Origin of the sequence: Azoarcus sp. L1K30 (assembly GCF_018122735.1) — a bacterium.
In the GTDB taxonomy this organism is placed as follows: Bacteria; Pseudomonadota; Gammaproteobacteria; order Burkholderiales; family Rhodocyclaceae; genus Parazoarcus.
Window position 1 is genome coordinate 553,125 of sequence record NZ_JAGRRD010000001.1, and the last position, 25,214, is coordinate 578,338.

Here is a 25,214-nt window from a genome sequence, read left to right on the forward strand (position 1 = left end):
GAGGATTACAGACGCACACGCAGCTACTGCGCGCAGTTCGACGCGATTTCCGCATCAATGCCGGGATGGAGCATGAGCGAGTTCATTCTCGAAACGAACGGGCTGACCAAGGAATTCAAGGGCTTTGCCGCCGTATCGGATGTCAATCTCAAGGTGCAGCGTGGTCACATCCACGCGCTGATTGGCCCCAACGGTGCAGGCAAGACCACTGTCTTCAACCTTCTGACCAAATTCCTGCCGCCAACCGCGGGGACGATCCGGTTCGATGGCCGCGACGTGACCCACGAGGCGCCTGCCGCCACCGCCCGCCGCGGCTTGGTGCGTTCCTTTCAGATATCGGCGACGTTTCCACATCTCACGGTCATGGAGAACGTCCGTATCGGGCTGCAGCGCAAGTTGGGCACCGAATATCATTTCTGGCGGTCGGAGAAGTCGCTCGACGTCCTCAACGACAAGGCGATGGCGTTGCTCGAAGCGGTCGATCTGGCGTCGTTTGCCGATACGGTGACGGCGGAAATGCCATACGGGCGCAAACGGGCGCTGGAGATCGCCACCACGCTGGCACTGGAGCCCAAGATGATGCTGCTCGACGAGCCGACGCAGGGGATGGGCAACGAGGACATCAGTCGTGTCGTGGACCTGATTCGCAAGGTTTCGGCCAATCGCAGCATCCTGATGGTCGAGCACAACCTGTCGGTGGTTGCCAATCTGTGCGACCGCATCACGGTGCTCACCCGTGGCAGCGTGCTCGCCGAGGGGTCGTATGACGAGGTGTCGAAGGATCCCAGCGTGCTCGAAGCGTATGTCGGCTCCGACGACATGAATGATGCCCACCACTGACATCAGCCAGCCAATTCCATGACCAGCGCCTTCCAGCCCCGACCCGAGATGTTGCGGATCAGCGATCTGCATTCCTTTTACGGCGAGTCCCACATCCTGCATGGTATCGATCTGAAGGTGGCACGCGGCGAATGTGTCACGCTGCTCGGGCGCAATGGGTCCGGCCGATCCACCACGCTTAAATCCGTCCTTGGCCTGGTGGGACGGCGGAGCGGGTCGATCATGGTCAACGGCAAGGAAGTGATCGGCGAGCCGACCCACCGCATGGCGCGTTACGGCATCGGCTATGTTCCGGAAGAACGTGCCATCTTCGCCTCGCTCAGCACGGAAGAGAACCTGATGCTGCCGCCGCAGGTGGCCAGTGGCGGCATGTCGGTGGGCGAAATCTACGAGATGTTTCCCAATCTGCTCGAGCGCAGGGCCAGTCCGGGCAGCAAGCTGTCCGGCGGAGAGCAACAGATGCTGGCAATGGCGCGCGTGTTGCGCACGGGTGCCAAACTCCTGTTGCTGGACGAGATTACCGAAGGTCTTGCGCCCGTCATCGTCAAGAAGCTCGGCGAAGTCATCACCGAGTTGAAGAAGCGCAGTTTCACCATCGTCATGGTGGAGCAGAATTTCCGCTTTGCCGCACCACTCGCCGATCGGCACTACGTGCTCGAGCATGGCGAGGTCATCGCCACCATCCCCGCGGCGGATTTGCCGCAGAAGATGGATTGGCTGCATCAGACGCTCGGGGTTTGACCCGCGCGAACAATAACCGGGACGGAGACATGACAATGCAGATGAAGAAACTGATTACCCTGGCCTGTAGTGCAGCGATCGCAGGCCTCTCGGGCACCGCGAGTGCCCAGATTTCGGGGGATACGGTCAAGATCGGCGTGCTGACCGACTTGTCCGGGACCTATTCCGACCTTGCCGGCTCGGGTGCGGTGCTGGCCACGCAGATGGCGATCGACGACTTCATCGCCGAGGCCAAGCCTTCGTTCAAGGTCGAGATGGTGTCGGCAGATCACCAGAACAAGGCCGACATCGCGTCGAACAAGGCACGCGAGTGGTTTGAGCGCGAGGGTGTCGATGCCGCGACCGAACTGGTGACCACCTCCACCGCCCTGGCCGTGATGAAGATTGCCAAGGAAATGAACAAGATCGCGTTGATGAGTGGGCCGGCGTCGACTCCGATCACCAACGAACAGTGCAACGATGTCAGCGTGCACTACACCTACGATACCTATGCGCTGGCAAATGGCACGGCCAAGGCCGTGACCAAGCAGGGCGGCAAGACGTGGTTCTTCCTCACGGCCGACTATGCCTTCGGTCAGGCGCTCGAGAAGGATTCCTCCGCGGTCGTCGTCGCCAATGGCGGCAAGGTGCTGGGTTCGGTGCGCCATCCCTTCCCGGCATCGGATTTCTCCTCATTCCTCTTGCAGGCGCAGGCCTCGGGGGCTCAGATCATCGGTCTTGCCAATGCTGGTGCGGACACCACCAATGCGATCAAGCAGGCCTCCGAATTCGGGATTACACCGAAGCAGTCGCTTGCCGGCCTGCTGATGTTCATCACCGATGTCCATTCACTCGGGCTCAAGAGCACGCAGGGGATGTACCTGACGACCGGCTTCTACTGGGATCTCAATGATGCCACCCGGGCCTGGTCGAAGCGTTTCTTCGACAAGCAGAAACGAATGCCCTCCATGGTCCAGGCCGGACAGTATTCTTCGGTGCTCCATTACCTGAGAGCGGTGAAGGCGGCCGGCACGGACGATACGGCCAAGGTCATGGCGCAGATGAAGAAGACGCCGATCAACGACTTCTTCGCCAAGAACGGCAAGATCCGCGACGATGGCCGGATGATCCACGACATGTATCTGGTGCAGGTGAAGAAGCCCGAGGAATCCAAGTACCCGTGGGACTACTACCATGTCCGTCAGACGATTCCTGCGGCTGAGGCTTTCCAGCCTTTGTCGGAATCGCGCTGCCCGCTGATCAAGAAGTAGGTCTCTGGCGCTGATCCGTATCTCACGTCGCACCTCGGGGCGCCCGGCGCGCCCCGCTGCGGGAGTTGCAAATGGAAATTTTCGGTGTTCCGAGTGCCTTGCTCGGCAGCCAGTTGCTGGTGGGACTGATCAATGGCTCCTTTTACGCCATCCTCAGTCTGGGCCTGGCAATCATCTTTGGTCTGCTCAACATCATCAACTTCGCCCATGGTGCGCAATACATGATGGGCGCCTTCGTGGCGTGGATCGCGCTGACGAAGTTCGGCGTCAATTACTGGGTGGCCCTGCTGCTGGCGCCAATCGTCATCGGCGCCCTCGGTGTGCTCCTGGAGCGCACGATGCTGTGCAAGTTGTACAAACTCGACCACCTGTATGGCTTGCTGCTGACCTTTGGCCTGGCGCTGATCTTCGAGGGGGTCTTTCGCGACCAGTACGGCATTTCCGGGCAATCCTACCCGGTGCCGGCGCTGCTCGAGGGCGGCGTGAATCTCGGCTTCATGTATTTGCCGATCTATCGCGGCTGGATCGTCGTTGCTGCGCTTACGGTGTGTTTCGGCACCTGGTTCATGATCGAGAAGACCAAGCTCGGGGCCTATCTGCGTGCGGGTACCGAGAACCCCCAGATGGTGCAGGCGCTGGGCATCAATGTGCCCTTGCTGATTACATTCACCTACGGCTACGGCGTCGCGCTGGCTGCATTTGCAGGCGTATTGGCGGCGCCCGTGTACCAGGTGAATCCGCTGATGGGCTCAAACCTGATCATCGTGGTGTTCGCTGTCGTCGTCATCGGCGGGATGGGGTCGATCATGGGGGCGATCGTGACCGGACTCGGACTCGGGCTGATCGAGGGCCTGACACGGGTGTTCTATCCGGAGGGTTCGGCGGTGGTGGTCTTCATCATCATGGTGATCGTCCTGCTGGTCAGACCTGCAGGCCTGTTTGGCAAATCCTGATGTGGAACAGAGGATCAGATACATGAAGACCAATGACTCCATGTTTGACCGCGCCACCCCCTATCTGTTTGCGCTGTTGTTTCTCATCGGTCTGGTGGCGCCGTTTGCCGTCTATCCGACCTTCTTGATGAAGATCCTGTGCTTCGGACTGTTCGCCTGTGCATTCAATCTGCTGCTGGGATTCGCCGGTTTGCTGTCCTTCGGGCATGCGGCGTTTCTCGGCACTGCAGGCTATGTCTGCGGCATGCTGGTGCGCGATGTGGGACTTACGCCGGAGTTCGGCCTGATTGGCGGTACGGTGGCCGCCGGCGTGCTGGGATGGGTGTTCGGTGTCGTCGCGATCCGGCGTACGGGTATCTACTTTGCGATGATCACGCTGGCGCTGGCGCAGATGGTGTATTTCGTCGTGTTGCAGGTGCGCGCCACCGGTGGCGAGGATGGTTTCCAGGGGGTGCCGCGCGGGAATCTCTTCGGCGTGATCGACCTGTCCGACAATATCGCCATGTACTACTTGGTGCTTTTCGTGTTCTGCCTGGGTTTCTTCGTCATCTACCGGACGGTGCATTCGCCATTCGGCCAGATTCTCAAGGCCATCCGCGAGAACGAACCGCGGGCGATCTCACTCGGCTATGACGTGGATAGATTCAAGCTGATGGCCTTCGTGATTTCGGCATCGCTTGCCGGTCTCGCCGGCGCGACCAAGACGCTCGTGTTCCAGCTCGCATCGCTGACCGATGTCCATTGGCACACCTCTGGCGAGGTGGTGTTGATGACACTGCTCGGCGGGCTGGGAACGATCCTGGGGCCGCTGGTCGGGGCGGCGACCGTGGTGTCGCTGCAGTCCGAGCTCGCCGATTCGGTGGGCTCGTGGGTCACGGTGATCATGGGTGGAATCTTCGTCGTGTGCGTGATGCTGTTCCGGCGTGGCATTGTCGGCGAATTGCAGGCGCTCATTCAGCGCGCCGGCATTCGTTAATTCGGGGCGCCGCCTGCCGTCGACGTCGCGGGATCGTTCCGGCTTGCACTAGAATGCAGCCGGTGATGAATCATCTCTGGATGAACTCTTGAGTATCCGTAAGCGCAGGGCAGGCGACGACGGGCGTGACTGTGGTACGCGGATCGACGAGCTGTTCGAGATGCCAAGTCCGTTCCCCGACGAGCCCGGCATTGTCAGGCTGATGGAGCCGGCCTGGCGCAGTGAGGATGAGCTGGCGGCGGCGCTCGTGTCCGGGGCCTACCCGAAACCCTTCGTGTTCGAACACGATGGGTTGCGTTCCATCTATTTCGGCTCGTTCCGCTTTCAGCAAAGCGAAATGCGGATTGCTGCGCCACATGCGCTCGAGCTTGCCTACACTCAGGGCATGATGGCCTTCCTGTTGTTCAACCCGCGCCCACGCTCGGTGAGCCTGCTCGGGCTCGGCGGCGGGTCGCTGGCGAAATTCTGCTATCGGCACCTGCCGGGTGCGACGATTACCGTGCTGGAACTCGATCCGGATGTAATCGCCTTGCGTGAGGCGTTTCTCGTGCCCCCGGACGACGCGCGCTTTCGCATCGTATGCGGCGATGCGATCGAGCATCTCGCTCGTCGCGAGCAGCGCGCCGATGTCCTGATCGTCGATCTGTTCGACGAGCATGGCCTTGCGACTGCCTTGACGACATCCGGCTTCTATCACGATGCACACGCGACGCTGACCGGAAACGGCGTCATGGTGATGAATATTGCAGGCGACAAGGCCATGTATGCGGCGCACGTCGCACGCATCCGGGAGGTCTTCGACGATGGCGTGATCGCCATGTCGGTTCGCGAGGACGGAAATTTCCTGTTGTTCGCGTTCAGGGATTCGTCATTCGCGCCGCGATGGAAATGGATGAAAGCGATCGCGTCCGAGCTGCAGGGGCGAATGGGGCTGGATTTTCCCCGTTTCGCCCAGCTGCTCGAACGCGGTCATCACATGCGGCTGGCGCAGCGAATGTCCGCTTGAGTCAGGATGCGGAGGCTTTCTCGGCAATCGGCTGAGCCGGTTGCTCGTCGGGCACGTGCTTGTGATGGACTTCATGATCGGCGCGCCGCAGCATGGCATGTGCAATGGTGTGGTAGATCGGCAGCGGAGCGACCGATTTCGACACTGCGTTCGCCACCACTGCAGTGGCCATGATCGGCAGCAGCATCTGATGGTTGGCCGTCATTTCCATGACGATCACCAGCGAGGTGATGGGGGCCTGCGTCATCGCAGCCAGGAACGCGACCATGCCCAGGACAAGGATGGCAGCGTGCTGTTCTTCAGCGAAAAATGGCGCCAGGTCCGCGCCCAGCCCCGCACCCACTGCGAGCGCAGGTGCGAAGATCCCGCCGGGTATGCGTGCAACGAACGCCAGCCAGATCACCAGCAGCTTGGCAAGCATGAAGTAAAGCGGCAATTGCTCGACGCCTTCCAGCGCTGCCTTGGATTCGCCATAACCGGTGCCATAGGTCAGGCCACCTGTGGCCAGGCCGATAATGGCTGTCGCGAGCCCGCAGGCTGCGGCGAATGCCACCGGTCTCGAGTCCGAGAATGCGCCCAGACGCCCGGGCAGTTGTCGCGAAGAGGCAATCAGCAGGCGTGAAAAACCGCCGCCCAGCAGTCCGCCAAGAATGCCGCAGACCAGGATCAGCCAGGTGCCGTCGGGCCAGCTGATGGCGGCCGGCGTGCGGCCGAAATAGGTGTAGTTGCCCAGTACCGCGAGCGACATCAGACCGGCGAAAATGACTGCAATCAAGGTCGTGCTGTTGGCGCGGAAGGGATGATGACGGCAGATCTCCTCGATCGCGAACATGATCCCGCCCAATGGCGTGTTGAATGCGGCTGCGATGCCCGCGCCACTTCCGGCGATGATGAGATCGCGGCTGTTGGCGATCTTGCCGAATCGCTTTCCGGCCAGCATGTGCATGGCCGACGCGCCGACCTGCACGGAAGGACCCTCACGACCGATCGATGCACCGGAAAGCAGGCCGCCGAGGGTGAGGAACACTTTGGCAATGGCGATCTTGAACGACAGGAAGCGGCGCCGTAACAGCGGGTCGTCGGTCAGCGAGGCGGCAATGGCCTGCGGAATGCCGCTGCCCTCCGTGCCGGGGAAGAACCGGATCGTCAGCCACGCCATGGCGGCAAACCCGCTCGGTGCGATGAGCAGGCTCAGCCAGGGACTTCGATCCATCAGCGACTGGTGGGTGGCGATCGCGAGTTCGGCGCCGATGGCGAAAGCGATGGCGATGGCGCCGGCGAGCAGTGCGGCACCGACGAGCAGGAGGCGCTTACGCCAGCGCCGGATGGAGAGCCAGGGGAGCGCGTAGCGGCGGCCGCCGCGGGCAATATGTCGAAACGCGCGTTTATGGATGTGCTGTTGGTTTTCCGTTGCGGAGTCGGGGGGCTGCATTTTTCGATTGAATTGATTGCCGCAGGGGCGGCGAGCACGAATTTGAAAGGACGAAGAGCACCTCTTGGTCACGAAAACGCTGTTTTTGGACAAACCCGAGGCCAATATCACGCGCTTTCGACCCAAGATGGTTACGATACGCGAGACCGCTTCTGTCGGCGAATTTTTTGACAATCATTGTTTGAGAAAATATAGTCGGAGCCAATCGTAATGCCCCAAACACAAAATCCTGTGACGAAGCCCGCAGACAAGCACCGACAGGTCAGTCCCTTGTCCGTTCTCCAACGGTTCAGGGTGCTGATCAGAACCGCGCAGCGGCATTCCCAGTGGATCGAGCGCCAGAGTGGTGTGACAGGGGCGCAGTTGTGGGCGCTGCAGGAATTGAGCGAGGCACCGGGGCTGCGCGTAGGAGAACTGGCCAACCGGATGGCGCTTCACCAATCGACCGCGTCGAACATGATCGATCGCCTCGAGACCGGTGGCCTGATCCGCAAGGAACGCACCAGTGCGGACCAGCGTGTGGTGAGGCTGTATCTGAACGACGAGGGGGTAGCGCTGCTGGCGCGGGCGCCGTCCCCGGCGCGTGGCATCCTGCCTGAAGCATTGCGCCTGCTCGACGTCGAGGATCTGACCAGACTGCAGACCGAGCTGGACGGGTTGCTCAAGCAGATCAAGGTACTCGACGATGGCTTTGGCATGCAGCCATTGCCATTTACCGAGTGATGGAAACCCGGACCGGCGGGCATTCCGGTCAACCGTTTCGCACTTGTGCGGACAGCAGCTTGAGGGCGACTCCGACGGGGTCGCCCTTTTTTTCACAACGTCTTCTTGCGTTTGCATGAAGTGCTTTGATCAACATCAAGGCCAATGCGCTTAGGCAAGACGCATGAGCGGGACTGATGTACAGTCGCTGCTTCTGTCCCGCGCGTGCGGGCTGTTTATTTGCGGGGCGTCCGAACGATGGCAGTCGAGTTATACAACGATGGAAAGCATGTGTGCCTGGCCTTCTATGACCTTGTCGATGAAGCGTCCGATCATGCCGTGCAATGCAACCAGTTCCTCATCGTCGATGGCGATCATGGCGCACTGATCGATCCGGGTGGCAACATGACTTACAACGGGTTGCTGATGGGAATGCAACGCTACTTTCCGTCGCGCAACCTGGACTACATTCTTGCCTCGCACGCCGATCCGGACATCATCGCATCGCTCAACAAGTGGATGGTGACGACCAATTGCCGGGTTCTCATTTCGAAGCTGTGGTCGAGGTTCCTGCCGCACTTCACCACCGGCAGGGATTATTCCGACCGGATTATCGGCATTCCCGACGAAGGCATGCTGGTTCCCCTGGGTGCGAGCAAGGTCAAGGCCTTGCCTGCTCACTTCATGCACTCGGAAGGCAATTTCCAGTTTTATGATCCGGTGTCCAGGATTCTGTTCAGCGGCGACATGGGCGCTTCGCTCATCGATCACGACGTGGCGCTCAAGCCCGTGACGAATTTCGACGATCATATTCCGTTCATGATCGGTTTTCACCGCCGCTACATGATCTCGAACAAGATCTGTCGATTCTGGGTCAATATGGTACGGGCCCTCGATGTCGACATGATCGTACCGCAGCACGGTGCACGCTTCGAAGGAAAGGTGATGGTCAATCGCTTTCTGGACTGGATCGAGAACCTGCAGTGTGGTGTCGATCTGATGACCCAGGACAACTACCGTGCGCCTTGAGCGCACGTGCTGGTTTCGGCCGTTCGCGGCGCGCGTCCGGCTTCGGGTCAATGCTTCTTCGAAAGTGACTGCATCGTCCGGCTCAGTCCGTCGAGCGTCATCGGGAACATGCGGCCGCCAACGATCTGATGTATCAGGTCAATCGACTTGCGGTATTCCCACAGGCGTTCAGGTTCCGGATTGAGCCAGGCAGCAGCAGGGTAAGTATCGAGCAGGCGCCGCAGCCATGTGGCGCCGGGTTCGGCGTTCATGTGTTCGATCGATCCGTGCTGGTGGACGATCTCGTACGGACTCATGGTGGCGTCGCCGACGAAGATCAGCTTGTAGTCCGGGCCGAAGCGATGAATGACCTCCATCAGCGGAATGCGTTCGTGATGGCGCCGGGTACTGTCCTTCCATACGGTTTCGTACACACAGTTGTGGAAGTAGAAGTACTCCAGGTGCTTGAATTCGCTCCTGCAGGCCGAAAAGAGTTCTTCGCAGACCTTGACGTGATCGTCCATTGATCCGCCGACATCCAGAAACAGCAACACCTTGACCGCGTTGTGCCGCTCGGGCCGCATCATCAGATCGAGCCAGCCTGCATTGCGTGCCGTTGCCGAGATGGTACCGTCCAGGTCCAGCTCTTCGGCGGCGCCTTCGCGGGCAAAACGACGCAGCCGGCGCAAGGCGACCTTGATGTTGCGCGTGCCGAGTTCGACGCCGTCGTCCAGGTTGCGAAATTCGCGCCGGTCCCACACCTTTACGGCGGTGCGATTGCCGGCGGACTCGCCGCCGACACGAATGCCCTCGGGGTGGGTTCCGTTGTTGCCGAATGGCGAACTGCCGCCGGTGCCGATCCATTTCGATCCACCCTGATGGCGATCCGCCTGTTCCTCGAGGCGCTTGCGGAAGGTGTCCATCAGCGCTTCCCAGCCGAGTTTTTCGAGGCGAGCCTGCTCTTCGGGTGTCAGGTGCTTCTTCATCGCTGCGCGCAACCAGTCCTCGGGCAAGTCGACATCGAGCCCCGGGAGTGAGGAAACGTCGTTGAAATAGGTGCCAAAGGCCTGATCAAAACGATCGTAGAGGCTCTCGTCCTTGATCAGGCAGGTTCGGGACCAGAGGTAGAAGTCGTCGAGCGAGTGGTTGCACAGGCCTGCGCGCAGGCCTTCGAGCAGGCTGAGAAACTCGCGTGTGGACACCGGCAGGCGATGTGCCTTGAGATGCAGGAAGAAGTCGATGAGCATTTGTCTCAGGCCCTCTGCATATCCAGTGCCCAGGCCAAGGCTTCCATTTGGCAGCGTGCGGCATCCTCGGGCGCAATGCCGCACGCCTCGGCCGCGGTCCGCAAAGCGTCCGGATCGCTCCCTTCGCTCGCCTGCGCCAGCTTTAGCCGCGCACCGAGCGCACCCTCGCCACGCAGGATGGCCGCCTCGATGTCCGATGTCACGCCGAGCGTGTTCATTGCACGCGCCATCGGCACCTTGAGAATGACGTCGATGAGTGACAGCAATCCCGTCAGGAAGAGGGTTTCGCGTTCGGCCGCCTGCTGATTCGTGCCGGTGAGTTCCATCATGCGGGCGCGCACGAGGGCAGTCTCGAGCACGGCAGAGGCGCGGCCTTCCTGGGCATCGCTGCTGCACATCAGCAGCATCACCCAGCGATAGAGCCTGTCGCGCCCGAGCAGGATCAGCGCGCGCTCGATCGACGAAACATGCTCGGGCAGGCCGTTTGCAGCGGAGTTGATGTAGCGCAGCAGGCGGACGGTGAGTGCTGCGTCCTGCTTCAGCATGGCGACCACATCGCCGGTGTCGGCCTGACTGCGGAGTTTCCCGGCGAGTACCGCAAGGCGGGTGAAGTTGGGGCCGAGCTGGTGATCCCGCCAGTCTTCGCGGCTGGTGATGAATGGGCCCTGAAAGAGACCGCAACCCATCTTGTAACAGAAGCTGAAATCCTCCAGTCCGGGCAGGTCCCGCGCCAACAGGACGGCCTGGGGCGCCTTGTCGGCAATTTCCGCCGTGAGTGCCAGCGCCTGGTCGGCGCTCAGCCGGGACGCCCGGATGAAGACGACATTCGCCAGCGCAAGCAGATGGGCATATTCAGGCTCGGATCGTGGGTCGGGCAGACCGATGTTGTAGCCCTGCGAACGCAGGCGCCGTATCGTCGCTGCCAGTGCCTCGGGCGACGGGGCGCCGGCGTCCGACAGTCGGACGGGAACGAGCACCATGTTTGCCGGGGGCAATCGCGAAATGCATTCGTGATCGAGAAAGGAGTCCGGCACGTCGATGAAGGCGGCTCTTGGCCCGAGCAAGCTGCCGATGTTGGCATGCACCAGGCTGTTGACCAGCACTTCGGCGTACAGGTGATGAACGCGACGGGAGCTGTTGCGGATGTGGTGGAGCGCGGCGGCCTGCAGTAGAAACTGGTAGCCGGCAATCTTTTGCTGCCGGTTCAGGATAGCTTCGCGGCAGATGTAGGTGGCGCCGATCTCATGCGGCGCACCCTGCGGCTCGGTGCTCGCAGCTTGCGCCTTGCGCAGTGGCGCCTGCCGATTGAGTGTCTCGAATCCGGAGGGCGCCGGCGCCGGCATCGCAGGCTTGCGGCCAAAAAGCCAGTTCAGGAGCTTCTTGAACATGATGACGATCTCAGCGGTTCTGTCTGGCCATATGCACAAGCCGCTCGAAAAGATGAGTGTCCTGCTCGTTCTTCAGCAGCGCACCCGCCAGCGGAGGAATGACTATTGCATTGTCGCGCGACCGCAGTGCCTCGGGCGGGATGTCCTCGGCCACCAGCAACTTCAACCAGTCGATGAGCTCCGATGTCGATGGTTTCTTCTTGAGTCCGGAAATCGCGCGCAGACCGAAGAAGACTTCGAGCGCCTCCGTGAGCAAGGCCTTGCGGATGTCAGGGAAATGCACGTCCACGATCTGCTGCATGGTGTCGCGGTCAGGAAAGCGGATGTAGTGAAAGAAGCAGCGACGCAGAAATGCGTCAGGCAACTCCTTTTCGTTGTTGGAGGTGATGAAGACGATGGGGCGATGGCGGGCGCGAACGGTCTCGCGGGTCTCATAGACGTGAAACTCCATGCGATCGAGTTCGCGCAGGAGATCGTTCGGGAACTCGATGTCGGCCTTGTCAACCTCGTCGATCAGGACGACGGTCGGGGTGTCGGCCTCGAATGCCTGCCAAAGCACGCCCTTGACGATGTAATTGGCGATGTTCTTGACCCGGTCGTCACCCAGTTGCGAATCCCGCAGGCGGGATACCGCGTCGTATTCGTAGAGCCCCTGCTGGGCCTTGGTGGTCGATTTGACGTGCCATTGCAGCAGTGGAAGGCCGAGTGCCGTGGCAACTTCCTCGGCGAGCAAGGTCTTGCCTGTCCCCGGCTCGCCCTTTATCAGCAAGGGGCGTTGCAGGCAGATAGCCGCGTTTACCGCAAGCATGAGGTCTGGTGTCGCCACATAGTGCTTGCTTCCTTCGAAGCGAAGTTGGGGCATGCGGGAATCCTCTGATTAATTTTTGCTGATTATAGGACTAGGGTTCGCGCTGGACGACCGATGACATGAAATTGCTTGCCACCTTGCGTCACGCCGGTGCCCGAGGTGGGGAGCGCATTCGCTTTTCGTCAGGTTCCAACAGAGAGGAGACACCATGCAGGGACGACATCTGCTACTGGCGGCAATGGTTACGGCGGCTGCATTTGCGGCACATGCTGCCGAAGGGAGCGCCGAAGCCGGAAAGGCGAAGAATTCAGCCTGCATTGGCTGTCATGGAATCCCGGGATATCGGACGAGTTTCCCCGACGTCTATTCGGTACCCAAACTCGGCGGTCAGCACCCGGACTACATCGTGCGCGCGCTCGAGGCGTACAAGGCGGGCGAACGAAGTCACCCCAGCATGCAGGGCATTGCCGGCTCACTCTCCGAGCAGGATATGGCCGATCTGGCGGCCTATTACGGAGGTGCGCAATGAGCAGAACGGTCTTGAAAGGCGCGGTTTGCACCTTTGTCCTTGCGCTGCTCGGAAGCGGTATCGCCCATGCCGGCGACCCGATGAAAGGCAAGGAAAAATCCACCGTATGCGCTGCATGCCATGGCGCCGACGGCAACAGTGCGTCGTCCGCATTTCCGCGGATTGCCGGACAGTATGAAGATTACCTGTTTCGCGCGCTGCTCGATTACAAGGCGGGAAAACGCAAGAACCCGATCATGGCCGCTCAGGTCGAGAATCTGGGTAAGGGAGACCTCGCCGATCTGGCGGCCTGGTTCTCCAGCCAGGAAGGTCTCGTGTTCAAACGTTAGCCTAGCGCGCTAAAGTGCGCGGCGTGTGGGCTCAGAGCAATCCCGCGCGCCGCCGCACGCAGTCCAGGTAGGCCATGCCGTCGGGCGCCGTATTGTTACGCTGCGCGTTGAAGATGGTCTCGCCCAGGCATTCGAGTACATCGTGCAATGCGTCATGGCGGTTGCCGCGTTTGGCGCAGGCTGCGTCGAAGGCGCTGCGCAGGCCAGGCGGTTGATCGATCGACAATTGTTCTTCGATGGCGAGATGCAAGGACAGGTGAAGAAACGGGTTCACCTGACCATCTTCCGGGGAAAAGTCGCGATCGACGGCTTCGGGGTCTGTCACCAGGGCATGGTATTCGGGGTGGTTCTCGAGGATGTCGGCCGCAATGGTTTCAAGCGGGGTCAGCAACTCACGGGCGCCGTGCTTGCGCCAAGCGTCGATAAAGAAGCTGCGGACCTGTTCGCGGGAAGGATTGAACATATTGCTCTCGGCGTGATGGAGGGGAGTCGAGCCCAACGACGGTTCAGGCGGTCTTGTCGCGAAAGTTGCACAAGTCGCGCACGCAGCAGGCAACACAGTCCGGCTTGCGCGCGGTGCAGGTGTAGCGACCATGCAGGATCAGCCAGTGATGCGCGTCGAGCAGATAGGTTTTCGGCACGCGTTTCATCAGGGCATGTTCGACTTCGAGCACGTCCTTGCCAGGGGCGAGGCCGGTCCGGTTCGAGACGCGGAAGATGTGGGTATCCACCGCCATGACGGGTTGCCGAAAAACCGTATTGAGCACGACATTGGCGGTCTTGCGGCCCACACCAGGAAGCGCCTCGAGTGCATCGCGATTTGCAGGCACCTCGCCGCCATGGCGTTCGAGCAGCATGCGCGAGAGGGCGACCGTGTTCTTCGCCTTGTTGCGGAACAAGCCTATGGTCTTGATATGCTCGGCTACGCCGTCCTCGCCCAGCGTGATCATAGCTTCGGGTGTGGGGGCGGCTGCGAACAGACGACGGGTGGCGATATTGACACTCTTGTCGGTGGCTTGTGCCGAAAGCACGACCGCGACCAGCAACTGATACGGCGTGTCGTATTCGAGTTCGGTCTGCGGTGCGGGATTGGCTGCGGCAAGACGACGGAAGAACTCGTCGATCGCCTCGCGCTTCATCTTCGTCATGTTCAGCCGGCAGCCGGCGTCGCGTCGGGTTCGGCGTCATGGCCGGACGCGGTATTCGTCGCCGTGGATTGTGGGCGGGCGCGCGCACGTGCCGCGAGACGCGCATTGATGGCGTTGTAAAGGGCAATCAGGCACCCGAGGGCAAAGAATGCGCCCGGTGGCAGAATGGTGATCAGGAAGCCCGGATAGTCGTCACCGAAGACGACCAGCGGCGAGGCCCCGGGAAAAATCATGTCGATGCCTGCGAACAAGGTGCCCGATCCGATCAACTCGCGCAAACCGCCCAGAAGCGCGAGCACCCAGAGCAGGCCGAAACCCATCATCACGCCATCGACGGTGGACGACAGCGCATCGTTCTTGGCGGCGAAGGCCTCGACCCGCGCAAGCACGATGCAATTGGTGACGATCAGCGGAATGAAGATGCCGAGCACGAGATAGAGGCTGTGCAACCAGGCATTGAAAGCGAGATCCACCACGGTGACTAGCGCGGCGATGATCAGGATGAAGACCGGAATACGGATCTCGTAAGGAATGAGGTTGCGCAGGCTCGCAACGGCGAGATTGGCCAGTGCCATCACCAGGATGGTCGCCAGACCGAGGCTGACTGCGTTCACCATGTTGGTGCTGATGGCAAGAATCGGGCACAGGCCGAGCAACTGGGCGAGGCCGGTATTCTGCTTCCACAGTCCGTTGTAGGCGCTTTCGCGCAAGGTCTGCATGTTCATTTCAAGCGCTCCTTACAGCGTACTGCCCGGTGCTGCGACAAAGAGGGCATCGGCGTGCGCCACGCCGAAGGCCGCCGCGCGACCGACTGCGCGCACCAGCGCGCGCGGGCTGACGGTTGCGCCAGTGCGATAGTCGAAGGCACCGCCATCCTTGCGCACGGCCCATTTTTCCTGTTCCAGCGTCGACCAGGTGACGCCTTCGAACTGGCTGATCCAGGGGTGCTTCTTGTTGCGATCCTTCTTCGGATCAATGTAGTCGCCGAGCCCCGGTGTTTCCTTGTGGTTTGTTACCCGCACCCCGATGACCGTTCCATCGGCGCGCAGTGCCAGCACGAAACCGATGCGGCCGGCGTAGCCGTCTCCCGCGGCCGCTTCGATGACCAGTGCCGCCGGCATGCCTTCTTTGCGCGCGCGCCACACGCGCACGCTGCCATCCGGACCCAGTGCAGCTTCGCCATGGATCGAGATCATGTCGGCCAGCAGGTCGTTGTCGTAGCTCGCGGGCGGCAGGACCTCGTTGATGAGGCGCATCTGTTCCTCCTGCACCGAGGCGTCGATGGCAGGGCGGGTGACGTCGTGGGTGTAGGCCATGATCGCGGTGAACGCGAGGGTGAACACCGTCATGATCGCTGCCGTGCGCAGCGAGGTGCGGGCGGCGGAATACTTGGTACTCACGGTTGACGTCCTCCGCGGTGGCCAAACACCGCTGGCTGGGTCTTCATGTCGATCAGCGGCACGCAGATATTCATCAGCAAGACCCCGAAGGCGATCCCTTCGGGATAGGCGCCGAAGGCACGGATCAGGTAGGCAATGAGGCCGACGCCAGCGGCAAAAATGAGTTTGCCGCGCGGTGTGGTGGCACCCGATACCGGATCGGTGACGATGAAAAAGGCGGCCAGCATGGCGCCGCCGCTGGCAAGGTGGAACAGCGGCGATGCGAATTGCTCGGGATGAATAAGCCAGAAGATGCCCGACGTGACACCCAGGCCGACGAGGAAGCCTGTTGGCAAATGCCAGGTGATGGTGCGCGACGCCAGCAGGAACAGGCCGCCCAGCAGATAGCCTGCCGCGATCCATTCCCAGCCGCGGCCACCGACGGCGCCATACGTATTTGACTGCAGCAGCGTGGCGACGCTCCCATTGGCCCGTAATCCGGTTCGCAGCGCATCGAGCGCAGTGGCGCCGGTGACGGCGTCGAGTTCGCGCGCGCCGCCTAGAATGAGATGGAGCTGGGTGGCGAAGTCAACGGTGCCGGCGGCCGGCCATTGCGACATCAGTGCGGGGTAGGCCACGATCATGGTGCAATACGCAGCCATGGCCGGATTGAACGGATTCTGTCCAAGCCCGCCATACAGATGCTTGACGGCGACGATGGCCACGAGTACTGCGAGCACGGTCAGCCACCATGGCACGATGGGCGGAAACGCGAGCGCCACCAGCCATGCCGTGACCACAGCCGAGAGATCGGTGGCAGCGAGCATGACCGGACGCTTGCGCAATGACAGCATGATCACTTCTGCCGCGACGGCGGTGAGCGTGGCGATTGCGATATTGACTAGGATGCCTGCGCCGATCTGCCAGACGTATGCTGCGATTCCGGGCACGAGGGCGAGCAGCACGTTGAACATGACGCGCTGCACGCTGGCCGGCTTGCGGATGTAGGGAGAATGGATCATCGGCTCAGGGGGTGGATTCGGGCGAGCGGTCGGGTGAGGGGGGATTACCGGATGCTGCAGGATCTTCAAGCGATGCCTTGATCCGGCGGGCGTCAATCTCGGCGATTTCAGCTTCGGTGTCCGCGCTGAGCTGGTCCGTGTTGCGTGGCTGCACGGCTTCCTTCTGTGCCTTGGCGCGCGCAAGCGCGGCGGCAATCAGCGCTTTCTTGGGGTCTTCGTCGGCTTTGGCGGCAGTGCTTGGCGCAGGCGTGTCGCCGAGTTTTGCCCGTGTTTCCGCCGCCTTCGCAGCCAGCTTGGCGGCTTTCTCTTCTTTTTCGCGTTCCTGGCGGAAATTGCGGAACTCGAAGCGATCGCGGGCCTGATCCGCAGCGGACTTTTCGCGTTCGCGTGCCCAGATCTCGCTCTTGGCGAAACGGTAATAGTCCACCAGCGGGATGTGCGACGGGCAGACGTAGCTGCAGCAGCCGCATTCGATGCAGTCGAACAGGTTGTATTCCTGTGCCTTGCCGAAATTGTGTGCGCGGCTGAACCAATAGAGCTCGAACGGCTGGAGCTCGGCGGGGCAGGCACGTGCGCATTCGCCGCAGCGGATGCATGGCTGTTCGGGCAGCGGCGGCGGAAACAGGGCAGGGGACGCGGAGATGATGCAATTGGTGCCCTTCACAACCGGTACATCGAGGCGCGGCAGCGCGAAGCCCATCATCGGGCCACCCATCAGGGTGCGGTCGGTATCGGGTTTAGGGCCGCAAAGCGTCAACAGGTGTGAGATCGGCGTGCCGATCAACACTTCGTAGTTGCCCGCGCGGGCGACGTTGCCGGTCAGGGTGACGATGCGGGACAGCAGCGGTTCGCCATGCGCGAGTGCCCGATAGACGGCGTGTGCGGTGCCGACGTTGAAACACTGCACGCCGAATTCTGCTCCCAGCTTGCCGTAGGGGATCTCGATGCCGGTGAGGACCCGGATCAGCTGCTTTTCACCGCCAGCGGGATAAAGTGAAGGCACGGCCACGACAGAAGTCTCGCCGTCGATATTCGAGGCGGCAGCCTGCATCGCTGCGATGGCCTCCGGCTTGTTGTCCTCGATACCGATCACGAGGCGGCGGGCGCCGATGAGATCGCGCAGAATCGATGCGCCTGCGAGGATGTCCCGCGCGCGTTCGCGCATCAGGCGATCATCGCAGGTGATCCAGGGTTCGCATTCGGCGCCGTTCAGGATCAGGGTTTCGATTCCGGTGCCGCGCCCGAGCTTGACGTGGCTGGGAAAGGTGGCGCCACCGAGGCCGACAATGCCGCAATCACGCAACTGCGCTAGCGCCTGTTCGCGCGAGGCGGTGTGGTAGTCGAACACCTGGCGCTCGATCCAGCGATCGGCACCGTCGGGCTCGATGACCACGCAACGGGTATTCAGATCGGAAGGGTGGGCAAGCGGATGCAGGCCGAACTCGATGACCTTGCCTGAAGTCGGCGCATGTACCGCGGTACCGAGTGTGCCCTCGGGTTCGCCGATACGCTGCCCCTTGAGTACAAGGTCGCCGACCTGCACGATGCAACGTGCGGTGGCGCGCGTGCTCTGTCGCAGCGGCACGATCAGGCGCTCGGGCATCGGCGCCATGGCGATCGGCGCATGGGCGGATTCGCTCTTGTGGGCGTCGGGCTTGACCCCGCCACGGAAACTGAAAAGACGCGTGATCATGCAGATTTCCTGAGCTCGAAGACGGGGTATTTCCATTTCCACGTCTGGACCGTTTCAGGGACTTCCACCATCGTGATGCAGTCGACCGGGCACGGCGCCAGGCACAGCTCGCAACCGGTGCAGAGCGGCTCGACCACGGTGTGCATCTGCTTGGCGGCGCCGACGATGGCATCCACTGGACAGGCCTGGATGCACAGCGTGCAGCCGATACAGGTCTGTTCGTCGATGAGCGCGACCGACTTGGGCTTTTCCACGCCGTGCTCTTCGGAGAGCGGCTTGAACTCACGCCCGAGCAGGTCCGCCAGTTTGCGGATGCCTTCTTCGCCACCGGGCGGGCACTGGTTGATGTCGGCCTCGCCCTTGGCAATGGCCTCGGCATACGGCTTGCAGCCCGGATAGCTGCACTGGCCGCACTGAGTCTGCGGCAGGATGGCGTCGATTTTTTCGACCAGGGGATCGCCTTCCACGCGGAAGCGAATGGCGGCATACCCCAGCGCTGCGCCGAGCACCAGGGCGATCCCGGTCATGATGAGGAGGGCTGTAAGCATTCGTGGTTCAGTCGTGCGGATTGCGCAATGATGGACAGCAACAGGCTGTGGAGGTTTGCGCCAGATCAGGGATTGCGGTCGAAGGCCCCGGGCGGCATTGGCGCATCAGTGAAAACGATCCAGGCTGGCAAAGCCCATGAAGGCGAGGCTCATGAACCCGGCCGTGATCATCGCAATGGCCGTCCCCTTGAATGGAAGGGGGACGTCGGCGCCGTCCAGCCGTTCGCGGATGCCAGCGAACAGTACCAGCGCGAGCGTGAATCCGATTGAAGAGCCGAAACCGAACAGCAGCGATTCGAGTAGATCATGACGCAGCCCTACGTTGAGCAGCGGTACGCCAAGAACCGCACAGTTCGTCGTGATCAGCGGCAGGTAGATGCCGAGGACCTGATGCAGCAGTGGACTGGTTTTCTGAATGACGAGTTCGGTCAACTGCACGATCGCAGCAATGACCACGATGAAGGACAAAGTGCGCAGATAGGCAAGATCGAACGGTACCAGCAGGTAATGATCGATCAGATAGCTGGAGCCTGAGCCCAGTGTCAGGACGAAGGTGGTTGCCGCGCCCATGCCGATCGCAGTCTCGAGCTTCTTCGACACGCCCATGAAGGGGCACAGGCCGAGAATGCGGACGAAGACGACGTTGTTGACCAGGACTGCGCCGATGACAACGAAAATATAACTGCTCATGATCCGAGGGCCGGGATTAACCGCGCGATTATCCCCTTCCGCTCCGGGTCGCTCAAGCCCGGTGCGGTTATAGCGATATATATTCGCGCGCTGATTCGTGTGTCAGGCGGTGGCGCGTACGCACTCGCCCACGAGGGTCGGGCCGCGGTAGATCAGTCCGCTGTAGAGCTGGACCAGATCGGCGCCCGCATCGAGCTTCGCCCGTGCGCCGCGCCCGTCGAGTACGCCGCCGGCAGCAATGATCGGCAATTCACCGCCGAGGGCCTGCTTCAGTTGGCGCACCACACCGGTCGACGCTTCGAACACCGGGGCGCCCGATAGTCCGCCCTGCTGCTCGCCGTAGCGAACACCCTGGACCTTGTCGCGTGCGATCGTGGTATTGGTGGCAATGACACCGTCGATCCGGTGGCGGCGCAGGGCGTCGGCAATGTTGATGACTTGCTCGGGCTCGAGGTCGGGGGCGATTTTCAGCGTCAGCGGCACGTAGCGACCGTGGGCGTCGGCCAGACGGGTCTGCGCGGCCTTGAGCTTGCCGAGCAGGTCGTCGAGTTCGGATTCGCCCTGAAGCTGGCGCAGGTTCTTGGTGTTGGGTGAGGAGATGTTGACGGTGACGTAGCTTGCGTACGGATATACCTTGTCCAGGCAGGCGAGGTAGTCGCTGGCTGCATCTTCCATCGGCGTGTCGAAGTTCTTGCCGATATTGATGCCCAGAATGCCCTTGAATCTTGCCGCCTTGACGTTGGCAACCAGCACGTCAACGCCATGATTGTTGAATCCCATGCGGTTGATGATGCCGCGCACTTCGGGCAGGCGGAACATGCGCGGGCGCGGATTACCCGGCTGAGGACGCGGCGTGACGGTGCCGATTTCGATGAAACCGAAGCCCATCAGCGCCAGGCCATCGATGGCTTCGCCATTCTTGTCGAGACCGGCGGCAAGACCGATGCGATTGGGGAAACTCAGGCCCATGACCTCGACCGGCTCCGAGGGCGCGGGCTTTCCCCTGGGAAAGATGCGGCCGGCAAGGCTTAGGGAGGCAAGGGTGAATTCGTGAGCAGTTTCTGCGTCGAGCGAAAACAGGACGGGGCGGGCGATGTTATAGAGCATGGGGCAGGATTGTAGCGATTCGGCGGACCCGGCGCGATGCGGCGATCCACAGTGGATCAGGCGGGCGGGTCGGCTGGCGCGTGCAGTTCGACCCATTCGCCCTTGCGATAGGCTTCGATCTGGCGGAATTGGGCCTTGTAGGCCATCTTGCGGCTCTCTGCGATCCAGTAGCCGAGGTAGAGATAGGGCAAGCGCAGGCGTCGGCAGACCTCGATCTGCCACAGGATGCCAAAGGTGCCGAAGGCGCTGCGCTCGACATCCGGGTCGTAGAACGTGTACACGCTTGACAGGCCGTCGGTCAGGCGGTCAACCACGCTGACCATGCGCAGTTCGCCCTGCTCCCGGAACGCCACGATACGGGTGTCGACATGGCTTTGCAGCAGGAAGTGCGTGTATTGCTCGCGGTTGTCCAGATCCATGCCGCCACCGGCGTGGCGCGAGGCCTGGTAACGTTGATACAGGCGGTAATGCTCCTCGGAGAACTCGAGTCCACATTCGTGTGCTTCGAGTGCGGCGTGGCGCTTCCAGGCGCGGCGCTGGCTGCGGTCGGGCGTGAATCGATTGACCGCGATACGAACCGGTACACAGGCCTGGCAATGGTCGCAGTGCGGGCGGTAGGTGAACAGGCCGCTGCGGCGAAAGCCCCTGCGGACGAGGTCGCTGTAGATCTGCGGATCGATCAGGTGCCCGGGGGTGGCCACCTGCGAGCGTGCGGTGCGATCCGGCAGGTAGGAACAGGCATACGGCGCCGTGGCGTAGAACTGGATCAGTGCGTAAGGATAGTCCTGCTTCATGCTTGCTTGCCTGTCGCCGCGCTGCTGCCCCAGTGGATGTCGTCGATCAACGCCTGTTGCCAACGCCCGGGCTGCGGGCCCGAACGTGTCCATGACTCAAGCCCGGCTGCAAAGTCGCTGCGTGCAATCTCGCGGGCACCCATCGAGAGCAGGTGAGGCGTCGTCATCTGGCAATCTATCACGGCAAAATCCAGCGCTTCAAGGAGTCGTGCCAAGTGAGCGAGCGCGACCTTGGATGCGTCCGTCTCGCGCGAGAACATGGACTCGCCAAAGAACGCTCGCCCCAGGGCCATGCCGTAGAGCCCCCCGACCAGATTGCCTTCGCGCCAGCACTCGACGCTATGGGCAAAACCGAGTTCGTGCATGCGGATGTACGCGTTGCGGATGTCTGTTGTGATCCATGTGCCGCCACCGGGTTCCCTTGGCGCTGCGCATTCCGACACGACTCTGGCAAAGACCGAGTCGACACGCACTTCGAATCGCCCCTGACGCAAGACCTTGCGCAACGAGCGCCTGATGCGGATGTCGCCCGGTACCAGGATCAATCTTGGGTCCGGACTCCACCACAGGATGGGTTCGCCCGCGCTGAACCACGGGAAGATGCCGCGCTCATAGGCAGCGCAAAGCCAGTCCGGTGTCAATTCGCCGCCGGCGGCCAGCAATCCGTTGGGTTCGGCAAGGGCCCGCGTCAAGGGCGGAAACGCGGGTTTGCCGCTGAGCCAGGGAATCATCCCGGCAACTGCACCAGTTGCAGGGCGCCGGCACCGGCCTCTCTGCCCTGGAAGGTGACGACATGGTCGACATCGAGGCGGATGCCGATGCGTTCGCCAAGCGCATGGTTATGGTGGCTGGGCACCAACGACAGTACGCGCGCGCCGCTTGCCAGCTTGAGCGTGTACAGGATGTCCGCGCCCCTGAAGGCCTTGTGCACGACTTCGGCGCGCATCGGGCTGCTATCGTCATGCACGATGTCGTCCGGACGCAGCAGGACATCCACGCTGCAACTTTTTTCACAGGTACTGCAGCCTGTAATGCATTCAATCGGTACCTCGCTGCTCAGCGTACCGATCTCGACCTGCACCTTGCCGTTTTCCAGCACCATGCCGGGCAGGAACACGCCCTGGCCGATGAAGTCGGCGACAAAGCGGTTTCGCGGGCGATGGTAAAGGTTGTATGGCGAGTCCCACTGCTGGATCAGACCCTCATGCATGATGCCGATCTCGTCGGCGACCGCGAACGCCTCGTGCTGGTCGTGGGTGACCAGGATGGCCGTGGTGCCGGTCGCCTTGATGATGTCGCGAACTTCGTAGGACAACCGCTCGCGCAACTCGACGTCGAGATTGGAGAACGGCTCGTCGAGCAACAGCAGATTGGGGGCGGGGGCGAGGGCGCGCGCGAGGGCTACCCGCTGTTGTTGCCCGCCCGATAGCTCATGCGGATATTTGCGTTGCTGGGCGCCAAGGCCAACCAGGTCGAGGAACTCGGCTACGCGGGCCTGCCTGCGCTCGCGCGTGTCTTCGTGCAGGCCGAAAGCGACGTTCTCCGCGATCGTCAGGTGAGGAAAAAGTGCGTAATCCTGAAAAACCATGCCGATGCGACGTCGCTCGGGTGGCAGGTGAACGCCCTTGGCACTGACGACGCGGCTGTCGAGCTGGATCTGTCCGCCCGATACCGGCTCGAATCCGGCGATGCAGCGTAGCACGGTGGTCTTGCCGCAGCCCGACGGGCCGAGCAGGCAGCCGATGCTGCCCTTTTCGAGGCTCAGCGACAGCCCCCTGATGACACGGTTTCCCGTGTATGCCATTTCGATGTCTACAAGTTGCAGGAGGGGCATGGAGGAACGATCCGATGCGGTTTGTGAGATTATTGCATTGCAGCGAGGGAAATGCGATCAATTATAATTCGCGACGATTGGACCCGCAGGGGGTCAAAAAACGATGCCGGAGGAACATGAAAGCTAGTCGGTGGCAAAGGCATCCAGGTCAGTATCTGTCCTTGTTGACGCTCAGCGCGGCGGGAATCGCAATGCTGATTGCCGCACCGGTGCTGTCGGTGTTTTCGAACGTGTTCGTAGGCGGCACTGCAGCGACCTGGTCTCACCTGGCGGACACCGTGCTGGGTGAGTTTCTACGCAATACGGTCATTCTTTGCCTCGGCGTCGGTCTCGGTGTGTCGTCGATCGGCATTACGACCGCGTGGCTGACGACCATGCATGATTTTCCGGGGCGACGCTTCTTCGAGTGGGCCCTGGTCCTGCCGCTGGCCATGCCGGCATATGTCATGGCCTACATGTACACGGACTTCCTGCAGTTCGTCGGTCCTGTTCAGAGTTGGTTGCGCGAGACATTCGGGTGGACGCGCGCCGACTACTGGTTTCCCGATGTCCGTACCGTCGGCGGGGCGGTTGCGATGTTCATGTTCGTACTCTACCCCTATGTCTACATGATCTCGCGTACGGCCTTTATGGAACGCGCGGGCGGCATGCTCGAAGCCGGCCGTTCGCTCGGCCTGGGGCCATGGGGATGCTTCTTCAGGGTGTCGCTGCCGCTTGCCCGCCCGGCGGTGATTGCCGGTACGGCGCTGGCATTGATGGAGACTCTGGCCGATTTCGGCACCGTTGCCTATTTCGGGGTGCAGACCTTCACCACCGGGATCTATCGCGCATGGTTCTCGCTCGGCGATCGGATCGCAGCGGCGCAGCTGTCGGCGGCCTTGCTGGTGTTCGTGGTCGTTGTGCTGGGGCTTGAACGGGCGAGTCGGGGGCGGGCGCGGTTCAATAACACTTCGCGCAGTCTCGGTACGGCCGCGCGTCACCGCCTTTCGCCCGTGGCGGGGGGCGTTGCTGCAATTGCATGCTTCATGCCGCTGTTTCTGGGCTTTCTGCTCCCTGCCGGCTTGTTGCTGCGCATGGCTTTCGGTGAGGGCGATGCGCAGTTCGGCGCGCGCTTCGTGCAACTGGCGGGCAACAGTTTTACGTTGGCGGCGGTCACTGCGTCGATCGCGGTCATGCTTGCCGTGGTGCTTGCCTACGCGGCCCGTCTGGCACGTACGCGCGTGCCGCAGATGTTGAACAGGATTGTCGGCCTGGGCTATGCCGTACCGGGCTCGGTGATCGCGGTGGGCGTATTGATTCCGGTGACCCGGCTCGACAACTGGCTTGTGGCGTGGTGGACATCGGCCTTCGGATTCAATCCAGGCTTATTGCTGACGGGCGGGATCGCGGCCCTCGTGTATGCCTATCTCGCACGCTTTCTTGCGGTCTCGCTGCAGGCGGTGGAGTCGTCGCTGGGCAAGATCACGCTGAGCATGGACGATGCGTCCCGCAGTCTGGGGCATGGCAAGTGGCAAACCCTGCGGCGGGTGCATGTGCCGATCCTGCGCGGTAGCCTGCTCACGGCAGCTTTGCTGGTGTTCGTCGATGTGATGAAGGAGTTGCCGGCGACGCTGGTGATCCGGCCTTTCAATTTCGACACACTGGCGACGCAGGCATACACGCTTGCATCGGACGAACGGCTGGCCGAGGCATCCACATCGGCGCTGACCATCGTTGCGGTAGGCCTGCTGCCGATGTTCCTGATCTCACGACAGATTCTGAAGGGGCGACGGGCGGATTGAGAGGGGGCA

The 25,214-nt window shown here is 61.7% G+C and carries 27 protein-coding genes; 11 read left to right on the forward strand and 16 right to left on the reverse strand.

Annotated features, from left to right (window positions below; genetic code table 11):
- Nucleotides 1-72: 72 nt before the first annotated feature.
- From J5J83_RS02490 to J5J83_RS02515, 6 genes are all read left to right on the forward strand, one after another.
- A complete protein-coding gene (locus J5J83_RS02490) occupies nt 73-840 on the forward strand; it encodes an ABC transporter ATP-binding protein (RefSeq protein ID WP_212344903.1) in 768 nt (255 codons plus the stop codon).
- Nucleotides 841-858: 18 nt separating this feature from the next.
- Nucleotides 859-1,581: an ABC transporter ATP-binding protein gene (locus J5J83_RS02495; protein ID WP_212344904.1), complete on the forward strand. Its 723-nt coding sequence runs from the start codon at nt 859-861 to the stop codon at nt 1,579-1,581.
- 35 nt (nt 1,582-1,616) lie between these two features.
- Nucleotides 1,617-2,831, forward strand: coding sequence for an ABC transporter substrate-binding protein (locus tag J5J83_RS02500; protein ID WP_212344905.1), 1,215 nt, complete (start codon nt 1,617-1,619; stop codon nt 2,829-2,831).
- Between the two features lie 71 nt (nt 2,832-2,902).
- A complete protein-coding gene (locus J5J83_RS02505) occupies nt 2,903-3,784 on the forward strand; it encodes a branched-chain amino acid ABC transporter permease (RefSeq protein ID WP_212344906.1) in 882 nt (293 codons plus the stop codon).
- Nucleotides 3,785-3,806: 22 nt separating this feature from the next.
- Nucleotides 3,807-4,760 (forward strand): branched-chain amino acid ABC transporter permease, encoded by a 954-nt coding sequence (locus J5J83_RS02510; RefSeq protein WP_212344907.1) that lies wholly within the window; start codon nt 3,807-3,809, stop codon nt 4,758-4,760.
- Nucleotides 4,761-4,848: 88 nt separating this feature from the next.
- Nucleotides 4,849-5,766, forward strand: a complete 918-nt coding sequence (locus tag J5J83_RS02515; protein WP_249115594.1) for a fused MFS/spermidine synthase — start codon at nt 4,849-4,851, stop codon at nt 5,764-5,766.
- A gap of 1 nt (nt 5,767) precedes the next feature.
- Here J5J83_RS02515 and J5J83_RS02520 read toward each other — a convergent pair whose 3' ends face one another.
- Nucleotides 5,768-7,198, reverse strand: coding sequence for a chloride channel protein (locus J5J83_RS02520; protein WP_212344908.1), 1,431 nt, complete (start codon nt 7,196-7,198; stop codon nt 5,768-5,770).
- Between the two features lie 210 nt (nt 7,199-7,408).
- On the opposite strand from J5J83_RS02520, the gene J5J83_RS02525 reads away from it, so the two are divergent.
- Together J5J83_RS02525 and J5J83_RS02530 are read left to right on the forward strand one after the other, a co-directional pair.
- Nucleotides 7,409-7,921 carry a MarR family transcriptional regulator gene (locus tag J5J83_RS02525; protein WP_212344910.1) on the forward strand — a complete coding sequence of 171 codons (513 nt, stop codon included), beginning with the start codon at nt 7,409-7,411 and terminating at the stop codon, nt 7,919-7,921.
- Nucleotides 7,922-8,158: 237 nt separating this feature from the next.
- Nucleotides 8,159-8,929 carry an MBL fold metallo-hydrolase gene (locus J5J83_RS02530; RefSeq protein ID WP_212344912.1) on the forward strand — a complete coding sequence of 257 codons (771 nt, stop codon included), beginning with the start codon at nt 8,159-8,161 and terminating at the stop codon, nt 8,927-8,929.
- Nucleotides 8,930-8,976: 47 nt separating this feature from the next.
- Here the strand turns inward: J5J83_RS02530 and J5J83_RS02535 are convergent, their stop codons facing one another.
- Genes J5J83_RS02535 through J5J83_RS02545 form a run of 3 tightly spaced genes read right to left on the reverse strand, consistent with a single transcriptional unit; the run spans nt 8,977 to nt 12,405 of the window.
- The gene (locus J5J83_RS02535) at nt 8,977-10,155 is read right to left on the reverse strand and encodes a VWA domain-containing protein (RefSeq protein WP_212344914.1); all 1,179 of its coding nucleotides are present in this window, start codon (nt 10,153-10,155) and stop codon (nt 8,977-8,979) included.
- Between the two features lie 5 nt (nt 10,156-10,160).
- Nucleotides 10,161-11,543, reverse strand: a complete 1,383-nt coding sequence (locus tag J5J83_RS02540; RefSeq protein ID WP_212344916.1) for an HDOD domain-containing protein — start codon at nt 11,541-11,543, stop codon at nt 10,161-10,163.
- Nucleotides 11,544-11,553: 10 nt separating this feature from the next.
- Nucleotides 11,554-12,405, reverse strand: coding sequence for a MoxR family ATPase (locus J5J83_RS02545; RefSeq protein ID WP_212344919.1), 852 nt, complete (start codon nt 12,403-12,405; stop codon nt 11,554-11,556).
- Between the two features lie 154 nt (nt 12,406-12,559).
- Between J5J83_RS02545 and J5J83_RS02550 the strand changes: the two genes are divergently transcribed.
- Both J5J83_RS02550 and J5J83_RS02555 read left to right on the forward strand, forming a co-directional pair.
- Nucleotides 12,560-12,880, forward strand: a complete 321-nt coding sequence (locus tag J5J83_RS02550) for a cytochrome c (RefSeq protein ID WP_212344920.1) — start codon at nt 12,560-12,562, stop codon at nt 12,878-12,880.
- Nucleotides 12,877-13,209, forward strand: a complete 333-nt coding sequence (locus J5J83_RS02555) for a cytochrome c (protein WP_212344922.1) — start codon at nt 12,877-12,879, stop codon at nt 13,207-13,209. Before J5J83_RS02550 ends, J5J83_RS02555 begins: the two co-directional genes overlap by 4 nt.
- A 31-nt stretch (nt 13,210-13,240) precedes the next feature.
- Here the strand turns inward: J5J83_RS02555 and J5J83_RS02560 are convergent, their stop codons facing one another.
- From J5J83_RS02560 to J5J83_RS02615, 12 genes are all read right to left on the reverse strand, one after another.
- Nucleotides 13,241-13,672, reverse strand: coding sequence for a DUF1841 family protein (locus J5J83_RS02560; RefSeq protein ID WP_212344924.1), 432 nt, complete (start codon nt 13,670-13,672; stop codon nt 13,241-13,243).
- A 43-nt stretch (nt 13,673-13,715) separates the two neighbouring features.
- Nucleotides 13,716-14,348 (reverse strand): endonuclease III, encoded by a 633-nt coding sequence (gene nth / locus J5J83_RS02565; RefSeq protein WP_212352753.1) that lies wholly within the window; start codon nt 14,346-14,348, stop codon nt 13,716-13,718.
- A gap of 11 nt (nt 14,349-14,359) precedes the next feature.
- The gene (locus J5J83_RS02570; protein ID WP_212344926.1) at nt 14,360-15,082 is read right to left on the reverse strand and encodes an electron transport complex subunit E; all 723 of its coding nucleotides are present in this window, start codon (nt 15,080-15,082) and stop codon (nt 14,360-14,362) included.
- A gap of 12 nt (nt 15,083-15,094) precedes the next feature.
- Nucleotides 15,095-15,757, reverse strand: coding sequence for an electron transport complex subunit RsxG (rsxG, locus tag J5J83_RS02575; RefSeq protein ID WP_212344928.1), 663 nt, complete (start codon nt 15,755-15,757; stop codon nt 15,095-15,097).
- A complete protein-coding gene (locus J5J83_RS02580) occupies nt 15,754-16,758 on the reverse strand; it encodes an RnfABCDGE type electron transport complex subunit D (RefSeq protein ID WP_212344939.1) in 1,005 nt (334 codons plus the stop codon). The genes rsxG and J5J83_RS02580 overlap by 4 nt, the downstream gene beginning before the upstream one ends.
- Before the next feature lie 4 nt (nt 16,759-16,762).
- The gene (gene rsxC, locus J5J83_RS02585) at nt 16,763-18,451 is read right to left on the reverse strand and encodes an electron transport complex subunit RsxC (RefSeq protein WP_212344941.1); all 1,689 of its coding nucleotides are present in this window, start codon (nt 18,449-18,451) and stop codon (nt 16,763-16,765) included.
- Nucleotides 18,448-18,999 (reverse strand): electron transport complex subunit RsxB, encoded by a 552-nt coding sequence (gene rsxB / locus J5J83_RS02590; protein ID WP_212344943.1) that lies wholly within the window; start codon nt 18,997-18,999, stop codon nt 18,448-18,450. Before rsxB ends, rsxC begins: the two co-directional genes overlap by 4 nt.
- A 105-nt stretch (nt 19,000-19,104) precedes the next feature.
- The gene (gene rsxA / locus J5J83_RS02595; protein WP_212344946.1) at nt 19,105-19,689 is read right to left on the reverse strand and encodes an electron transport complex subunit RsxA; all 585 of its coding nucleotides are present in this window, start codon (nt 19,687-19,689) and stop codon (nt 19,105-19,107) included.
- Nucleotides 19,690-19,791: 102 nt separating this feature from the next.
- Nucleotides 19,792-20,796 (reverse strand): quinone-dependent dihydroorotate dehydrogenase, encoded by a 1,005-nt coding sequence (locus J5J83_RS02600; RefSeq protein ID WP_212344949.1) that lies wholly within the window; start codon nt 20,794-20,796, stop codon nt 19,792-19,794.
- Nucleotides 20,797-20,852: 56 nt separating this feature from the next.
- Nucleotides 20,853-21,590: an arginyltransferase gene (locus tag J5J83_RS02605; protein ID WP_212344952.1), complete on the reverse strand. Its 738-nt coding sequence runs from the start codon at nt 21,588-21,590 to the stop codon at nt 20,853-20,855.
- Nucleotides 21,587-22,321, reverse strand: coding sequence for a leucyl/phenylalanyl-tRNA--protein transferase (gene aat / locus J5J83_RS02610; protein ID WP_212344955.1), 735 nt, complete (start codon nt 22,319-22,321; stop codon nt 21,587-21,589). The genes J5J83_RS02605 and aat overlap by 4 nt, the downstream gene beginning before the upstream one ends.
- Nucleotides 22,318-23,424 (reverse strand): ABC transporter ATP-binding protein, encoded by a 1,107-nt coding sequence (locus tag J5J83_RS02615; RefSeq protein ID WP_212344957.1) that lies wholly within the window; start codon nt 23,422-23,424, stop codon nt 22,318-22,320. Before J5J83_RS02615 ends, aat begins: the two co-directional genes overlap by 4 nt.
- A gap of 191 nt (nt 23,425-23,615) precedes the next feature.
- Between J5J83_RS02615 and J5J83_RS02620 the strand changes: the two genes are divergently transcribed.
- Nucleotides 23,616-25,205, forward strand: a complete 1,590-nt coding sequence (locus tag J5J83_RS02620) for an iron ABC transporter permease (protein WP_249115595.1) — start codon at nt 23,616-23,618, stop codon at nt 25,203-25,205.
- Nucleotides 25,206-25,214 lie beyond the last annotated feature (9 nt).

Coding starts and splice junctions, on each gene's coding strand:
- J5J83_RS02545 (WP_212344919.1), bottom strand. CDS start 12,405: ATGCCCCAACTTCGCTTCGAAGGAAGCAAGCACTATGTGGCGACACCA.
- rsxA (WP_212344946.1), bottom strand. CDS start 19,689: ATGAGCAGTTATATTTTCGTTGTCATCGGCGCAGTCCTGGTCAACAAC.
- J5J83_RS02500 (WP_212344905.1), top strand. CDS start 1,617: ATGCAGATGAAGAAACTGATTACCCTGGCCTGTAGTGCAGCGATCGCA.
- J5J83_RS02495 (WP_212344904.1), top strand. CDS start 859: ATGACCAGCGCCTTCCAGCCCCGACCCGAGATGTTGCGGATCAGCGAT.
- aat (WP_212344955.1), bottom strand. CDS start 22,321: ATGATTCCCTGGCTCAGCGGCAAACCCGCGTTTCCGCCCTTGACGCGG.
- J5J83_RS02530 (WP_212344912.1), top strand. CDS start 8,159: ATGGCAGTCGAGTTATACAACGATGGAAAGCATGTGTGCCTGGCCTTC.
- J5J83_RS02505 (WP_212344906.1), top strand. CDS start 2,903: ATGGAAATTTTCGGTGTTCCGAGTGCCTTGCTCGGCAGCCAGTTGCTG.
- J5J83_RS02550 (WP_212344920.1), top strand. CDS start 12,560: ATGCAGGGACGACATCTGCTACTGGCGGCAATGGTTACGGCGGCTGCA.
- rsxC (WP_212344941.1), bottom strand. CDS start 18,451: ATGATCACGCGTCTTTTCAGTTTCCGTGGCGGGGTCAAGCCCGACGCC.
- J5J83_RS02525 (WP_212344910.1), top strand. CDS start 7,409: ATGCCCCAAACACAAAATCCTGTGACGAAGCCCGCAGACAAGCACCGA.
- J5J83_RS02605 (WP_212344952.1), bottom strand. CDS start 21,590: ATGAAGCAGGACTATCCTTACGCACTGATCCAGTTCTACGCCACGGCG.
- J5J83_RS02540 (WP_212344916.1), bottom strand. CDS start 11,543: ATGTTCAAGAAGCTCCTGAACTGGCTTTTTGGCCGCAAGCCTGCGATG.
- rsxB (WP_212344943.1), bottom strand. CDS start 18,999: ATGCTTACAGCCCTCCTCATCATGACCGGGATCGCCCTGGTGCTCGGC.
- J5J83_RS02490 (WP_212344903.1), top strand. CDS start 73: ATGAGCGAGTTCATTCTCGAAACGAACGGGCTGACCAAGGAATTCAAG.
- J5J83_RS02620 (WP_249115595.1), top strand. CDS start 23,616: ATGCTGATTGCCGCACCGGTGCTGTCGGTGTTTTCGAACGTGTTCGTA.
- J5J83_RS02535 (WP_212344914.1), bottom strand. CDS start 10,155: ATGCTCATCGACTTCTTCCTGCATCTCAAGGCACATCGCCTGCCGGTG.
- J5J83_RS02555 (WP_212344922.1), top strand. CDS start 12,877: ATGAGCAGAACGGTCTTGAAAGGCGCGGTTTGCACCTTTGTCCTTGCG.
- J5J83_RS02615 (WP_212344957.1), bottom strand. CDS start 23,424: ATGCCCCTCCTGCAACTTGTAGACATCGAAATGGCATACACGGGAAAC.
- J5J83_RS02570 (WP_212344926.1), bottom strand. CDS start 15,082: ATGAACATGCAGACCTTGCGCGAAAGCGCCTACAACGGACTGTGGAAG.
- nth (WP_212352753.1), bottom strand. CDS start 14,348: ATGAAGCGCGAGGCGATCGACGAGTTCTTCCGTCGTCTTGCCGCAGCC.
- J5J83_RS02600 (WP_212344949.1), bottom strand. CDS start 20,796: ATGCTCTATAACATCGCCCGCCCCGTCCTGTTTTCGCTCGACGCAGAA.
- J5J83_RS02580 (WP_212344939.1), bottom strand. CDS start 16,758: ATGATCCATTCTCCCTACATCCGCAAGCCGGCCAGCGTGCAGCGCGTC.
- J5J83_RS02520 (WP_212344908.1), bottom strand. CDS start 7,198: ATGCAGCCCCCCGACTCCGCAACGGAAAACCAACAGCACATCCATAAA.
- J5J83_RS02560 (WP_212344924.1), bottom strand. CDS start 13,672: ATGTTCAATCCTTCCCGCGAACAGGTCCGCAGCTTCTTTATCGACGCT.
- J5J83_RS02510 (WP_212344907.1), top strand. CDS start 3,807: ATGAAGACCAATGACTCCATGTTTGACCGCGCCACCCCCTATCTGTTT.